The following is a 15,321-nucleotide window of genomic DNA, read 5'->3' on the forward strand; positions in this document are numbered from 1 at the left end:
GCTCGCGCGGGGCTTTTCGTTTCTCAGGGGCGGTAGCCCTGGGCCAGGAGCCAGCCCTGCACCATGCGCCGGGGTTGCTCCGGGAGGGCGGCCAGGGCCTGAGTGAGTTCGCCGCGTTGCAGGGCGCGGACGATGGGCGCCAGTTCGATGCCTTGCAGGTGCCAGATGCCCAGGGGCTGGTCGGCGGTGACCACCACCTCGGCTTCCTCGATCCCGTCGCCGTGGATTACCGGCGCCCGCTCCACCCTTAATTGGCTGAAATCCGCCGCCGCGTGCATGGGCTCGGCGTCCGGCCAGGTGCGGCGATCGCGCCAGAAAGGTTGTTCGGGCCAGCGCTGTTCCAGGGCGTAGAAGTCCCGCCCGGTGCGGGCGAAACGCAGGAACAGGTGCTCCACCCGGCGCTGGTGGAAGCGCCGGGCCAGCTCGGCCCGCTCCGGCCGCTGCAGGAGGGTGATGATCACCGCCGGTGCCTGCAGGGCCGAGGACAGGGACTGGAAGATGCCATTGCCGGACAGCGGGTCCACCGCCATGGCGGCGTCCCCTACCCGCAGCCAGTTGGGGCCGCTGGCTTCATGGAAAAGGATAGCGGTGCTGCTGCGGGCGTGCAGGCTGGCCGGTTGCAGGGCGGCTTCGCCGAACAGTTCGCGCACCAGCGCCGACTCGCCGCGACGCTGGGCGCAGTAATCGGCTAGTTGTTCCTTGGGCGGCAGGCCCCCGGCATCCTGGGTGATCTGCCAGTAACAACGGCCATCGGCCAGCCGCGCCATCCAGGCCCAGCCATCGGCCAGGCTTTCCACCGCCGAGCCGGGCTGGCCCGGTTGCTCCTGCCATTGGTTGAGCAGGCTGAGGGTTTCCGGACCGCGCAGGCGGCCACCGGCGAGCGGCGCCGAACGGCCACGGGCTTCGACGAGAAAGCCAGCGCGCAGGGGCTCGCCCTGGTCGAGATGGATCAGATGCCCGTCGCCGGTGCTTTCCACCCGCAGCACGCGGGCTTCCACTACCTCGATGCCGGCGTCGCGGAGGTCCTCGCGGATGGCCGCGTCGAACTGCGGGCGATCCAGCAGGCATTCCTGGTTGATCGACTGGCCGTCGCCGTTCCACTGCACGCGCCGTGGCGAGGGCGCGGCGGCACACGCCAGGGCACGTTTCAGGCCGGCCTGGCGCAGGCCGTCCAGCACCCGTTGGGACACGCCCTCCACCGCCGCGAAACGTCGCCATTCGCTGACCACCCGCACGCCATAGCCCAGGCGCTTGAGCCCCAGGGCCACCGCCGCACCGGCCGGGCCGGCGCCGAGGATGAGGATTTCAGTCACGGCCACGCTGCTCCCGGCCGACGAAGGCGGCGCCTTGCTGCAGCCACTGCAACACCGCCTCGCGGCCGGCGCCGGGGTGCTCGCGCAGGAAGCCGGCGATCAGGCCGGAGAGGGCCGCGCAGCCCACGCTGGAGCCGGCCACGCCGTTGGCGGCGGTCACGTGGGCGCCGAAATCGGCCTGGGGGCTGTTCAGCCAGGACCACTGCCCCGGCGCGCAACGGGCATCGCCGGTGATCCGGATCACGCCCGGATAGCTGGCCGGGTAGACCGGCTCGCCCTGGGCCGGGCTGGAGGCGCAGAGCAGGATGCCGGCGGTCTGGGCCAGGGCACAGGCCTCGCGCAGCACCGGGCGGTCGTTGCGCAGGCCGAGGCTCATGTTGACCAGGGCCACGTCCTGCTCCACCAGCCAGTGCAGCGCGGCGGCGATTTGCAGCGGGCTGGTCTGCCAACGCTCACCGAACACCTGGGCCACGCAGAGGCGCAGTGGACCGGCCTGGCGGGTCAGGGTGTCGAGCACCAGGCTGCCGTGGCCGAGGACGTCAGGCTGGGGGTCGCCGTCGCGCAGTTCGCCATCGTCCAGCCAGAAGCGCCGGGCCAGGGCGACGGCGCCGCCCTGCTGTGGGGCGAAGCCGCTGTCGATGACGCCGATGGCGAGTTCATTGGCCATGGTTCACCTGTTCGGCTTCCAGGCTGTGCAATTGGCCCTGCTCCAGGCGGAAGGCGATATCGGCCTGGGCCAGGGTGGAGGGTCGGTGACTGATGAGGATGCGCGTGCGCCCGGCGAAGAGCTGGTCGATGGCCGCGATCACCTCGCGCTCGGTGGCTTCGTCCACCGCCGAGGTGGCTTCGTCCAGCACCAGGATCAGCGGGTCCTGCAGCAGCGCGCGGGCAATGGCGATGCGCTGCTTCTGGCCGCCGGAGAGCTGCTGGCCGCGTTCGCCGATGGGGTTGTCCAGGCCCAGCGGCAGGGACTCGATCAGGCCGTCCAGGCGCGCCAGGCGGGCCACCTGCTCCAGGGCTTCGCGGCTGGCCTCGGGGGCGCTGTAGGCGAGGTTCTCGGCCAGGGTGCCACGGAACAGAACGATGTCCTGGCTGACCACGGCGATGCGCCGGCGCAGGGCGAAGAGGTCCAGTTCGCGCAGGTCGGCGCCGTCCAGCAGGACACGGCCCTGGTCCGGGTCGTAGAAGCGTTGCAGCAGGTCGATCAGGGTCGACTTGCCGACACCGGAGGCGCCGCTGATGGCCACCTTGAGACCAGCCGGAATGCGGGCGTCCACCCCGAGCAGCACGCCACCGGCACGCTGCTCGTGGGCAAAGTGCACGCCTTCGAAGCGCAGCTCTCCCCTGCCCTCCGGCATGGGTCTGGGCGCGTCGGGCTGCTGCACCGGCACCGGTTCCTGTTGCAGCTCCATGACCCGGCCAAGGCTGACCGTCATGCGCTGCATGGCCACGTACAGGCCCAGCAGGCTCTGCACCGGCCCCACGGCCATGCCCAGGTAGGTGGAGAAGGCGATCAGCGCGCCCAGTTGCCAGGTGCCCTGGATCACCCAGTAGCCGCCGATGAGGAAGGCACAGGCGCGGGACAGCGAGGTCAGGGTGCCGGGCACGGCCTGGGTGAAGAATTCGGTGAGCTGCACCCGCAGCAACTGGCTCATGTAGCCCTGCCCGAGGCGCTCCAGGCGGCGGGATTCGCGTTGCTGCTGGCCGGCGGCCTGGATGAATTTCATCGCCGGCAGGGTTTCCACCAGGAAGGACGACACGTCCGCCGAGCGCTCGCGCAGGCTGCGCACCTCGCGCTCCACCTTGCGCCGCATCCAGCGCAGCCAGAGCACCTCGATGGGAATCAGCACCGCCAGCAGCAGTGACAGCTGCCAGGACAGCAACAGCATCAGGGTCACCGCGCCGATCAGGCCGATGACGCTGGAGACCGCCGAGAACAGCGAGTCCACGGCGAAGCGCTGGATCTCCGCCACGTCGCCGTCCAGCCGCGAGAGGATGTCGCCGATGCGCTTGCGCCCGTAGAAGGCCGGCGAGAGCTGCTGCAGGTGACGGTAGAGGTCATCGCGCAGGGCGAAGAGGATGCGCCCGGAGAGCCGGGTGTGCAGGTAGCGGTTGATACCCGACAGCACGGTGCCGAGGATGCCGACGGCGATCATCGCCACCGCCACCTGCACCAGGGTGCCGAAGTCCTTGGCCAGCAGGCCGTCGTCGATCAGGGTCTTGGTCAGCCAGGGCTGGGCCAGCACCAGCATCGAGGCGCAGAACGACAGGCCGAGCAATACCAGGATGGCCCGCAGCTGCGGCCGGACGAAGCCGTAGAGCCAGGCCAGGGCGCGGCGCAGCAGGTCGGGGTCGCTGGTTTCCACCAGCTTGAGGAAGAGGCGGGTCATCAAATGGCAACCAGGACGTATCGAAACACTGTAGGGGCGAATTCATTCGCCAAGCAGGCCGCAGGCATGCCCATGGATATCCGGGGGCAACTGCGTTGCCATTGGCAAATGAATTCGCCCCTACCAGGCATGTTCGCCCCTACATGGAATCGGTTCATCCACGTAGTTGCTTCAGCTTGCGGTAAAGGGTGGCGCGGCTGATGCCGAGGGAGTCGGCGGCGGCCGATACATTGCCCTGGTGGCGGTCCAGCGCGCTGCGGATCAGCTCCAGTTCGTTCTCGCGGATGCTGCCGGGCTGGCGGCAACTGGCGGTCAGGTCGTCCAGCAGGCTGTCGGTGAGGTGATCCAGGCCGAGCACCTTCTCGCCCTCCTCGCGCATGGCCAGGGCCGAGCGCAGGACCATTTCCAGCTGGCGGATGTTGCCCGGCCAGTCGTAGCCGGCCAGCAGCTCGGTGAGGTCCTTGTCGAGGCTGACGTCGGTGGCGCCGAACTTGTGCAGCACGCTGCCGATCATCGCCGCCAGGTCGTCGCGCTCGCGCAGGGCCGGCAGGCGCAGGCTGACGCCGTTGATGCGGTAGTAGAGGTCTTCGCGGAAGTGCATGTCCTGCACCAGGCGCTTGAGGTCGCGGTGGGTGGCACAGATCACCGCCACGTCGATGTCCTGTTCTTCGCCGGCGCCCAGCGGCGCCACCTTGCGCTCCTGCAGCACCCGCAGCAGGCGGGCCTGCAGGGAGAGCGGCATGTCGCCGATCTCGTCGAGGAACAGGGTACCGCCGTGGGCCTGCATCAGCCGCCCGACCATGCCGCCCCGGCGCGAACCGGTGAAGGCACCTTCGCGGTAGCCGAAGAGTTCGGACTCGATCAGGCCCTCGGGAATGGCCGCGCAGTTCACCGCCACGAAGGGCTTGTCGGCGCGCGGGCCGGACTGGTGCAGGGCGCGGGCCACCACTTCCTTGCCGGTGCCGGTCTCGCCCAGCAGCAACACCGGCAGCTCGTTGGCCAGGCCCTGGCGGGCCATGCGCAGGGCGCGGGCGAAGCGGCTGTCGCGGCCGGCCAGTTCTTCCAGCACCTGGGGCTTCTGCGCGGCAGGGGCCTTGGCCGCCGGCGCCGTGGTCACCAGGCTGGTATGCCGGGGCACCTGCAGGGAGCGGAAATAGAACTCGCCCTTGGCGGTCTGGGTACTGCTCACCCCGCCCTGCAGCAGGCGGGCGATGAATTGCGGCGAACGCTCGCCGAGCAGGTCGCTGGAGCGCCGGCCCACCAGGGCTTCGCGGCGCATCTGCAGGAGGTCGCAGGCGCGGTCGTTGGCGGCCAGCACCTCGCCGTCCAGGCTCAGGGCCAACAGGCCGTGCCAGGCGCTGCCGAGGTACTGCGGGCGATTGTGGAAGGCCAGGACCAGGTGGTCCGGGTAGCAGAGGCCGAACATGCGGCTTTCGATATTGCCGGCCGCCAGCATCAGGGTCGACAGGTTGTCCTGGGGCTGGGCCATGACGCCTTCGCGGGTCAGGTCGAGCACGCCCACCACCTTGCCCTGGGGATCGCGCAGGGGCACCGAGGTGCAGGAGAACGGGCTGAGGCGGTCGAGGTAGTGCTCGCCGCAGTTGATCAGGGTGGGACGGCCTTCGACCACCGCCGTGCCGATGGCGTTGGTGCCGCGGATGGCCTCGCTCCAGCAACTGCCGAGGCGCAGGTCGCGCAGGCCGAAGCTCTTGAGGTATTCGGTCTGGCCTTCGATGGCCAGGACGTTGGCCTGGGCGTCGCCGAGGATGATCAGGCCGCCCTTGCCCTGCTGGCTGACCAGGTATTCCAGTTCCGGGGTCGCGGCGTCGATCAGCAGGCGGTTGTGGTTCAGCAGCAGCTGCAGGTCGTGGTTCTGCGCAAGGCCCACCTGCTCGCCTTCCAGGCAATTGAGGCCATAGCCCAGGCTGCGCCGCCATGAGGCGTCGATCTCGTCGCGCAGCACGCCTTGGGGCAGCTCGCCCTCGCTGGCCAGCTTGAGGCGGTGCTGCCGCGATTCGTGCAAAGGATCGGCAGCGGCTTTTATTCGAATGTCTTGCGCCATCTCTCGCTCCAACGTGCGCCCCGGCATGGGCCGGCGGTCAAGTCGCACGCCCTGAATGTCTACACCCCCGGCCCACGTCCGTAAAGAGCGAGCCAACCGCGCCACGGGCAGCAAGTATCAGGCCATCCCGGCCGTCGCCCGACAACCCTGCGCGGAGTTGACAGTCAGGTTGGCACAGGTTTACGTTAACGTAAAGGTAAACACAGCCACGAGCCCCGACCATGTCCACCACCTACAGCATCTCCGACCTCGCCCGCGAACTGGATGTCACCACCCGCGCCATTCGCTTCTACGAGGAGCAAGGCATGCTCAGCCCCGAGCGCCGTGGCCAGGAGCGCATCTACAGCCCGAAGGACCTGGTGGCGCTGAAGCTGATCCTGCGCGGCAAACGCATCGGCTTCTCCCTGGCCGAGTGCAAGGAACTGATCGACCTCTACGACCCGTCCAGCGGCAACCGCAAGCAGCTGCAGACCTTCATGGACAAGATCGCCGCGCGCCGCGCGCAACTCGAACAGCAACTGCTGGACATCCAGCAGATGCAGCTGGAACTGGATACGGCCGAGGAACGCTGCCTGGCGGCCATGGCCGAGACCGAACGCAAACAGGGAATCAGTGCCTGATCCCCTCCCCCACTCACCGACAAAGACAAGCACAGGTGTAAGCATGAGCTATCCCACTCTCAACTTCGGTCTCGGCGAGACCATCGACATGCTGCGCGATTCCGTCCACCAGTTCGCCCAGGCCGAACTGGCCCCGCGCGCCGCGCAGATCGACCGCGACAACGAGTTCCCCATGGACATGTGGCGCAAGTTCGGCGACATGGGCCTCTTGGGCATGACCGTGGAAGAAGAGTACGGCGGCACCAACATGGGCTACCTGGCCCACGTGGTGGCGATGGAGGAGATCAGCCGCGCGTCCGCTTCGGTCGGCCTGTCCTACGGCGCCCACTCGAACCTGTGCCTGAACCAGATCCGCAAGAACGGCACCCACGAGCAGAAGGCCAAGTACCTGCCCAAGCTGTGCTCCGGCGAACACGTCGGCGCCCTGGCCATGAGCGAGCCCAACGCAGGCTCCGACGTGGTGTCGATGAAGCTGCGCGCCGACAAGAAAGGCGACCGCTACATCCTCAACGGCAACAAGATGTGGATCACCAACGGCCCCGACGCCAACACCTACGTGATCTACGCCAAGACCGACGTCAACGCCGGCTCGCGCGGCATGACCGCGTTCATCGTCGAGCGCGACTTCAAGGGCTTCTCCCGCCACCAGAAGCTGGACAAGCTGGGCATGCGCGGCTCCAACACCTGCGAACTGGTGTTCGAGGACGTCGAGGTGCCGGAGGAGAACATCCTCGGCGCCGAAGGCCGTGGCGCGGCCGTGCTGATGAGCGGCCTGGACTACGAACGTACCGTGCTTTCCGGCGGCCCGACCGGGATCATGAGCGCCTGCATGGACGTGGTGCTGCCCTACGTGCACGAGCGCCAGCAGTTCAAGCAGTCCATCGGCGAGTTCCAGCTGGTGCAGGGCAAGCTGGCCGACATGTACGCCGGCATGAACGCCTCCAAGTCCTACCTCTACACCGTGGCCAAGGCCTGCGACCGCGGCGAGGAATCGCGCAAGGACGCCGCCGCGGTGATCCTCTACACCGCCGAGATGGCCACCAAGATGGCCCTGGACACCATCCAGCTGCTGGGCGGCAACGGCTACACCAACGAGTACCCGGCCGGCCGCCTGCTGCGCGACGCCAAGCTCTACGAGATCGGCGCCGGCACCAGCGAGATCCGCCGCATGCTGATCGGCCGCGAGCTGTTCAACGAGACCAAGTGACCCGCTGAACAATCCCTTCTCCCTCTGGGAGAAGGTGCCCGTAGGGCGGATGAGGGACGCGCCGACCGGCCTCCCTCACCCCGGCCCCGCTCTGCGCCCCTGCCAGAACGCTATGCGCTCTGGCGCTCGAAGGCCCAGGAAGCGGTGCTTCCAGAACGTGCCTCCTCGCCCCAATGGGAGAGGGGGAAAAGAACAAAGAGGCGTCTATGGCCATCCTGCATACCCAGATCAATACCCGTTCCCCGGAGTTCGCCGGCAACAGCGCGGCGATGCTCGACCAGGTCGGCGCCCTGCACAGCCTGCTCGGCCGCATCCATGAAGGCGGCGGCGCCAAGGCCCAGGAACGCCACACCTCGCGCGGCAAGCTGCTGCCTCGCGAGCGCATCAACCGCCTGCTGGACCCCGGCTCGCCCTTCCTTGAAATCGGCCAGCTGGCCGCCTTCGAGGTCTACGGCGAAGACGTGCCCGCCGCCGGCGTGGTGGCCGGCATCGGCCGTGTGGAAGGCGTGGAGTGCATGATCGTGGCCAACGACGCCACGGTGAAAGGCGGCTCCTACTACCCGCTGACGGTGAAGAAGCACCTGCGCGCCCAGACCATCGCCCAGCAGAACCGCCTGCCCTGCATCTACCTGGTGGATTCGGGCGGCGCCAACCTGCCGCGCCAGGAAGAGGTGTTCCCGGACCGCGAGCACTTCGGGCGGATCTTCTTCAACCAGGCCAACATGAGCGCCCTGGGCATCCCGCAGATAGCCGTGGTGATGGGCTCCTGCACCGCCGGTGGCGCCTATGTGCCGGCGATGAGCGACGAGACCATCATGGTGCGCAACCAGGCCACCATCTTCCTCGCCGGCCCGCCGCTGGTGAAGGCCGCCACCGGTGAGGTGGTGACCGCCGAGGAACTGGGCGGCGCCGACGTGCACTGCAAGGTCTCCGGCGTGGCCGACCATTACGCCGAGAACGACGAGCACGCCCTGGCCCTGGCCCGCCGCAGCATCGCCAACCTCAACTGGCGCAAGGCCGGCGAACTGAACCTGCGCGCCCCGCTCGCCCCGCGCTACGCCAGCGACGAGCTGTACGGGGTGATCCCGGCCGACGCCAAGCAGCCCTTCGACGTGCGCGAAGTCATCGCCCGCCTGGTGGACGACTCCGAGTTCGACGAATTCAAGGCCCTGTTCGGTACCACCCTGGTGTGCGGCTTCGCCCACCTGCACGGCTACCCCATCGCCATCCTCGCCAACAACGGCATCCTCTTCGCCGAAGCCGCGCAGAAAGGCGCGCACTTCATCGAACTGGCCTGCCAGCGTGGCATCCCGCTGCTGTTCCTGCAGAACATCACCGGCTTCATGGTGGGCAAGAAGTACGAGGAAGGCGGCATCGCCAAGCACGGCGCCAAGCTGGTGACCGCCGTGGCCTGCGCCAAGGTGCCGAAGTTCACCGTGATCATCGGCGGCAGCTTCGGTGCCGGTAACTACGGCATGTGCGGCCGGGCCTACGACCCGCGCTTCCTGTGGATGTGGCCCAACGCGCGGATCGGCGTGATGGGCGCCGAACAGGCCGCCGGCGTGCTCACCCAGGTCAAGCGCGAACAGAGCGAACGCGCCGGCCACACCCTGAGCGCCGAAGACGAAGCGCGCATCAAGCAGCCGATCCTCGAGCAGTACGAGCGCCAGGCCCATGCCTACTACTCCAGCGCGCGGCTCTGGGACGACGGCGTGATCGACCCGGCGCAGACCCGCGACGTGCTCGGCCTGGCGCTGTCGGCCAGCCTCAACGCCCCGATCGAGCGGACCACCTTCGGCGTGTTCCGGATGTAAGCATGCAACTCCCCTCTCCCTCTGGGAGAGGGAGTCGAACCCATTGTCCCCGGAGCCGCTATGACCGACTTCACCACCCTGCAACTGGACATCGCCGCCAACGGCGTCGCCACCCTCTGGCTCAACCGCCCGGAGAAGAACAACGCCTTCAACGCCGGGATGATCCGCGAACTGATCCTCGCCCTGGACGCCGTCAAGGACCATGGCAAGGTTCGCTTCCTCATCCTCCGTGGCCGTGGCCGGCACTTCTCCGCCGGCGCGGACCTGGCCTGGATGCAGGAATCCGCGAAGCTCGACTACAACGCCAACCTCGACGATTCCCGCGAGCTGGCCGAGCTGATGTACAACCTCTACCACCTCAAGGTGCCGACCCTGGCCGTGGTGCAGGGTGCGGCCTTTGGCGGTGCCCTGGGCCTGATCAGTTGCTGCGACATGGCCATCGGCGCCGTCGACGCGCAGTTCTCCCTCTCCGAAGTACGCATCGGCCTGGCCCCGGCGGTGATCAGCCCCTTCGTGGTCCAGGCCATCGGCGAGCGCGCCGCGCGCCGCTACGCCATGACCGCCGAACGCTTCAGCGGTGAACGCGCCCGCGAACTGGGCCTGCTCGCCGAGTGCTACCCGGCCGAGGAACTGGACGAAGCCCTCAGCGGCTGGACCGCCAACCTGCTGCAGAACAGCCCGCAGGCCATGAGCGCCACCAAGGACCTGCTGCGGGAAGTCGGCAGCGGCGTCCTCAGCCCCAATCTGCGCCGCTACACCGAAAGCGCCATCGCCCGCATCCGCGTGAGCGCCGAAGGCCAGGAGGGCCTGCGCGCCTTCCTGGAGAAACGCAAACCGTCCTGGCAGGAGCAATAACCATGATCACCACCCTGCTGATCGCCAACCGTGGCGAGATCGCCTGCCGCGTGATGCGTACCGCCAAGGCCCTGGGTATCCGTACCGTGGCCGTGCACAGCGCCATCGACCGCAACGCCCGCCATGTGCGCGAAGCCGATGTGGCCGTGGACCTGGGCGGTGCCAAGCCGGCGGAAAGCTACCTGCTGGTGGACAAGCTGATCGCCGCGGCCAAGGCCAGCGGTGCCCAGGCCATCCACCCCGGCTATGGCTTCCTCTCGGAGAACGCCGGCTTCGCCCGCGCCATCGCCGATGCCGGCCTGCTCTTCCTCGGCCCGCCGGCCACCGCCATCGACGCCATGGGCAGCAAGTCCGCCGCCAAGGCCCTGATGGAAGCCGCCGGCGTACCCCTGGTGCCCGGCTACCACGGCGAGGCCCAGGACATCGAAACCTTCCGCGACGCCGCCGAGCGCATCGGCTACCCGGTGCTGCTCAAGGCCGCTGCCGGTGGTGGCGGCAAGGGCATGAAGGTGGTCGAGCGCGAAAGCGAACTGGCCGAGGCCCTGGCCTCCGCCCAGCGTGAAGCCCAGTCCGCCTTCGGCGACTCGCGCATGCTGGTGGAGAAGTACGTTCTCAAGCCGCGCCACGTGGAAATCCAGGTGTTCGCCGATAGCCACGGCAACTGCCTCTACCTCAACGAGCGCGACTGCTCCATCCAGCGCCGCCACCAGAAGGTGGTGGAGGAAGCGCCTGCACCGGGCCTGTCCCCGGAACTGCGCCGCGCCATGGGCGAATCCGCCGTGCGTGCGGCCCAGGCCATCGGGTACGTGGGCGCCGGCACCGTGGAATTCCTGCTGGATTCGCGCGGCGACTTCTTCTTCATGGAGATGAACACCCGCCTGCAGGTGGAGCACCCGGTCACCGAAGCCATCACCGGCCTCGACCTGGTGGCCTGGCAGATCCGCGTGGCCCGTGGCGAGGCCCTGCCCATCACCCAGGAGCAGGTGCCGCTGATCGGCCACGCCATCGAAGTGCGCCTGTATGCCGAAGACCCGGACCAGGACTTCCTGCCCGCCAGCGGCCGCCTGGCCCTCTACCGCGAAGCCAGCGCCGGCCCCGGCCGCCGGGTGGACAGCGGGGTTGCCGAAGGCGACGAGGTATCGCCCTTCTACGACCCCATGCTGGCCAAGCTGATCGCCTGGGGCGAGAACCGCGAGGAAGCCCGCCAGCGCCTGCTGGCCATGCTCGACGAAACCGCCGTGGGCGGCTTCAAGACCAACCTGGCCTTCCTGCGTCGCGTGCTGGCCCACCCGGCCTTCGCCGACGCCGAACTGGACACCGGCTTCATCGGTCGCCACCAGGAACAGCTGCTGCCCGCCCCGGCCGCCCTGCCCCCGACCTTCTGGCAGGTGGCTGGTGAAGCCTTCCGCCAGAGCGAGGCCGCCCGCGTGCGCGGCGACGACCCGCACTCGCCCTGGAGCGGCAACAGCGGCTGGCGCGCCGGCCTGCCCAGCGCCACCGACCTGCACCTGGCCTGCGGCGACGAGCGCCAGGTGATCCGCCTGCGCGGTACGGCCGCCAGCCCCATCCAGCTCAAGGGCGAACGCGTCACCCTGGAGCAGGACGGCCTGCGCCGCCAGCACCTGGCGATCCGCCGTGGCGAGACCCTGTACCTGGAGTGGGCCGGCGAGCTGCGCACCGTCGAGCGCGTCGACCCGATCGAGGAAGTCGAAGCCAGCCACGCCCACCACGGCGGGCTGACGGCGCCCATGAACGGCAGTATCGTGCGTGTCCTGGTGGAAGCCGGGCAGAAAGTGGAAGCCGGCACCGCCCTGGTGGTGCTCGAAGCCATGAAGATGGAACACAGCATCCGCGCGCCCCACGACGGCGTGGTCAAGGCGCTGTATTGCAGCGAAGGCGAGCTGGTCAACGAAGGCACCGCCCTGGTGGAGCTGGAAGAGATCAACGCGTGATCGGCTTTACGTAGGATGGGTTGAGCCTGCGATACCCATCGCGATGTTGATGGGTATCGCTTCGCTCAACCCATCCTACGGCCCTGAACGGCAGCGAATTTGAGAGATGACGCAATGACGATTCCCAAGAAGGTCCGCCTGGTCGAAGTCGGCCCCCGCGACGGCCTGCAGAACGAGAAGCAACCCATCAGCGTGGCCGACAAGGTACGCCTGGTGGACGACCTCACCGCCGCCGGCCTCGGCTATGTCGAAGTCGGCAGTTTCGTCTCGCCCAAGTGGGTGCCGCAGATGGCTGGCTCCGCCGAGGTGTTCGCGCAGATCCAGCGCAAGGCGGGGGTCACCTACGCCGGGCTGGCGCCGAACCTGAAGGGTTTCGAAGCCGCGGTGGAAGCCGGGGTGAAGGAAGTGGCGGTGTTCGCCGCCGCGTCCGAATCCTTCTCGCAGAAGAACATCAACTGCTCCATTGCCGAGAGCCTGGAGCGGTTCGTTCCGGTGATGGAGGCGGCCAAGGCCCACGGCATCAGCGTGCGCGGCTATGTCTCCTGCGTGCTGGGTTGCCCCTACGAGGGCGAGGTGCCCGCCGAGCAGGTGGCCAGCGTCGCCGCCGAGCTGTATGCCATGGGCTGCTATGAAGTGTCCCTGGGCGACACCATCGGCACCGGCACCGCTGGCGCCACCCGCCACCTGATCAATGTGGTGGGCACCCGCGTACCCCGCGACCGCCTCGCCGGCCACTTCCACGATACCTACGGCCAGGCCGTGGCGAATGTGTACGCCAGCCTGCTGGAAGGCGTCGCGGTGTTCGACAGCTCGGTCGCCGGCCTCGGCGGCTGCCCCTACGCCAAGGGCGCCACCGGCAACGTCGCCACCGAGGACGTGCTCTACCTGCTCAACGGCCTGGGCATCCAGACCGGCATCGACATCGACCAACTGGCCGCCGCCGGCCAGCGCATCTGCGCGGTGCTGGGCAAGGAGAACGGCTCGCGGGTGGCCAGGGCGATCCTCGCGAGTCGCGGCTGAGGTTCTGCAATCGTAGGTTGGGCCAAGCGCAGCGCGGCCCAACGCAAAGGCCCCCAGAACGGCACCGATGCGTTGGGCTTCGCGGAGCTCAGCCCAACCTACCGGTTCCTCACGGCATGACCGGCGGAACGAACTCCAGCAGTCGTAGGTTGGGCCAAGCACAGCGCGGCCCAACGCAAAGGTCCCCAGAACGGCGCCGATGCGTTGGGCTTCGCGAAGCTCAGCCCAACCTACGGGTTCCTCAGGGCATGACCGGCGGAACGAACTCCAGCAGTCGTAGGTTGGGCCAAGCGCAGCGCGGCCCAACGCAAAGGACCCAGAACGGCGCCGATGCGTTGGGCTTCGCGAAGCTCAGCCCAACCTACGGGTTCCTCAGGGCATGACCGGCGGAACGAACTCCAGCAGTCGTAGGTTGGGCCAAGCGCAGCGCGGCCCAACGCAAAGGCCCCCAGAACGGCACCGATGCGTTGGGCTTCGCGGAGCTCAGCCCAACCTACCGGTTCCTCACGGCATGACCGGCGGAACGAACTCCAGCGTCCGCCCCAGGGCCCAGAGCAGCACCAGCACCAGCGGGATGTGCGCCAGCAACTGGACGAAGGAGAAGCCGATCAGGTCGCGCGCCTTCAGGCCCAGCACGCCCAGCAGTGGCAGCATGTAGAAGGGGTTGATCAGGTTCGGCAGCGCCTCGGCGGCGTTGTAGATCTGCACCGCCCAGCCCAGGTGGAACTCCAGCTCGTTGGCCACCTGCATCACGTAGGGCGCCTCGATGATCCACTTGCCGCCACCGGACGGGATGAAGAAGCCCAGTACCGCCGAGTACACGCCCATCAGCAGCGCGTAGGTGTCGTGGGTGGCGATCTGCACGAAGAAGGTGGAGATGTGGTGGGCCAGGGTCTGGCCACCGCTGCCGTTGACCGTGGTCATGATGGCGGCGATGGAACCGTAGAGCGGGAACTGGATCAGCACCCCGGTGGTGGTGGGCACCGCACGGGCCACGGCATCGAGGAAGCTGCGCGGGCGCCAGTGCAACAGCGCGCCCAGCATGATGAACAGCAGGTTGTAGGTGTTCAGCCCGGAAATCGCGGTGATCGCCGGCTTGCTGGCGAATTCCTGGACCAGCCAGCCCGCGGCCAGCGCCACCAGCAGGATGATCAGCAGCGGGCTGTGCTCCAGCCATTCGCCCGGACGGGTCGGCTTGACCTGCGGCGGCGCGGTGAAGCTCGGGTCGATGCCGCAGGCCTTGGCGTCACGGGCGCTGGCGGCGCTGGGCGCGGTCATGTAGGCGATGACCAGGGACACCACCATCAGCGCCAGCAACAGCACGCCCGACTGCCAGAGGAAGATGGTCTCGGTGAAGGGAATGACGCCGGTGATGGCGAGGATCGACGGCGGCAGGCTGGCCGGGTTGGCCTGCAACTGCGCGGCCGACGACGACAGGCCCAGGGCCCAGACCGCGCCCAGGCCCAGGTAGGCGGCGGCGCCCGCGGCGCGGTAGTCCATCTTCAGCTCTTCACGGCGGGCCAAGGCGCGAACCAGCAGGCCGCCGAACACCAGGGACAGGCCCCAGTTCAGCAGCGACGCGACCATGGAGATCAGCGCCACCCAGCACACCGCCGAGCGGCCGTTCTTGGGTACCCGCGCCAGCAGGTCGATCAGCTTCGAGGCCGGGCCGGAGCTGGCGACCACATAGCCGCCGATGACCACGAAGGCCATCTGCATGGTGAAGGGGATCAGGCTCCAGAAGCCGTCGCCAAAGGCCTTGGCGGCCTGGCTGGCCGGCGCGCCCATGGCCAGGACGGCGACCGTCACCAGCATCACGGCGACGGCGGCGAAGACCCAGGAGTCGGGGAACCAGCGTTCCGCCCAGTTGGAACAGCGCAAGGCGAAGCGTGCTGAGCGGCTTTCTTGAACGTGTGTGGCCATCGGTTACCTCGGGAGTTTTATTCTTGTCGGCATTCGCCCAGCCGGAGCCGGACGCCGGGAGTTTGCGTCTTGAAACAATGGCGAGGGTCTGTGCCCTCTTTTTCGTCTGAAACGACAACGCCACGCCCTTGCGGAGCGTGGTGCCTGAGGGTGCCGTCGACCTTC

General features: G+C 68.3%; 11 protein-coding genes. 6 read left to right on the forward strand and 5 right to left on the reverse strand.

Annotated elements, in window-relative coordinates; all coding sequences use genetic code 11:
• Positions 1-23 precede the first annotated feature (23 nt).
• The 4 genes from qhpG to PCA10_RS17205 form a co-directional block, all read right to left on the reverse strand.
• Positions 24-1,313, reverse strand: coding sequence for a flavin-dependent monooxygenase QhpG (gene qhpG, locus PCA10_RS17190; protein WP_016493341.1), 1,290 nt, complete (start codon positions 1,311-1,313; stop codon positions 24-26).
• Positions 1,306-1,980 carry a subtilisin-like serine protease QhpE gene (qhpE, locus tag PCA10_RS17195; RefSeq protein ID WP_016493342.1) on the reverse strand — a complete coding sequence of 225 codons (675 nt, stop codon included), beginning with the start codon at positions 1,978-1,980 and terminating at the stop codon, positions 1,306-1,308. Before qhpE ends, qhpG begins: the two co-directional genes overlap by 8 nt.
• Positions 1,970-3,703 carry an ABC transporter ATP-binding protein gene (locus PCA10_RS17200; RefSeq protein ID WP_016493343.1) on the reverse strand — a complete coding sequence of 578 codons (1,734 nt, stop codon included), beginning with the start codon at positions 3,701-3,703 and terminating at the stop codon, positions 1,970-1,972. Before PCA10_RS17200 ends, qhpE begins: the two co-directional genes overlap by 11 nt.
• Before the next feature lie 154 nt (positions 3,704-3,857).
• Positions 3,858-5,765 carry a sigma-54-dependent Fis family transcriptional regulator gene (locus tag PCA10_RS17205; protein ID WP_016493344.1) on the reverse strand — a complete coding sequence of 636 codons (1,908 nt, stop codon included), beginning with the start codon at positions 5,763-5,765 and terminating at the stop codon, positions 3,858-3,860.
• Positions 5,766-5,986: 221 nt separating this feature from the next.
• On the opposite strand from PCA10_RS17205, the gene PCA10_RS17210 reads away from it, so the two are divergent.
• The 6 genes from PCA10_RS17210 (at position 5,987) to PCA10_RS17235 (ending at position 13,233) form a co-directional block, all read left to right on the forward strand.
• Positions 5,987-6,385, forward strand: a complete 399-nt coding sequence (locus tag PCA10_RS17210; RefSeq protein WP_016493345.1) for a MerR family transcriptional regulator — start codon at positions 5,987-5,989, stop codon at positions 6,383-6,385.
• 43 nt (positions 6,386-6,428) lie between these two features.
• The gene (locus PCA10_RS17215) at positions 6,429-7,592 is read left to right on the forward strand and encodes an isovaleryl-CoA dehydrogenase (RefSeq protein WP_016493346.1); all 1,164 of its coding nucleotides are present in this window, start codon (positions 6,429-6,431) and stop codon (positions 7,590-7,592) included.
• Between the two features lie 206 nt (positions 7,593-7,798).
• Positions 7,799-9,406 carry a carboxyl transferase domain-containing protein gene (locus PCA10_RS17220; protein ID WP_016493347.1) on the forward strand — a complete coding sequence of 536 codons (1,608 nt, stop codon included), beginning with the start codon at positions 7,799-7,801 and terminating at the stop codon, positions 9,404-9,406.
• 60 nt (positions 9,407-9,466) lie between these two features.
• Positions 9,467-10,261, forward strand: coding sequence for a gamma-carboxygeranoyl-CoA hydratase (locus PCA10_RS17225; RefSeq protein ID WP_016493348.1), 795 nt, complete (start codon positions 9,467-9,469; stop codon positions 10,259-10,261).
• Positions 10,262-10,263: 2 nt separating this feature from the next.
• Positions 10,264-12,213 (forward strand): acetyl/propionyl/methylcrotonyl-CoA carboxylase subunit alpha, encoded by a 1,950-nt coding sequence (locus tag PCA10_RS17230; protein ID WP_016493349.1) that lies wholly within the window; start codon positions 10,264-10,266, stop codon positions 12,211-12,213.
• 114 nt (positions 12,214-12,327) lie between these two features.
• On the forward strand, positions 12,328-13,233 hold the full coding sequence (locus PCA10_RS17235) for a hydroxymethylglutaryl-CoA lyase (protein WP_016493350.1): 906 nt from the start codon (positions 12,328-12,330) through the stop codon (positions 13,231-13,233).
• A gap of 504 nt (positions 13,234-13,737) precedes the next feature.
• Here the strand turns inward: PCA10_RS17235 and PCA10_RS17240 are convergent.
• Positions 13,738-15,156, reverse strand: coding sequence for a short-chain fatty acid transporter (locus PCA10_RS17240; RefSeq protein WP_041770320.1), 1,419 nt, complete (start codon positions 15,154-15,156; stop codon positions 13,738-13,740).
• Between the last annotated feature and the right edge of the window lie 165 nt (positions 15,157-15,321).

The sequence above is a fragment of the Pseudomonas resinovorans NBRC 106553 genome, from assembly GCF_000412695.1.
Lineage (GTDB): Bacteria > Pseudomonadota > Gammaproteobacteria > Pseudomonadales > Pseudomonadaceae > Metapseudomonas > Metapseudomonas resinovorans_A.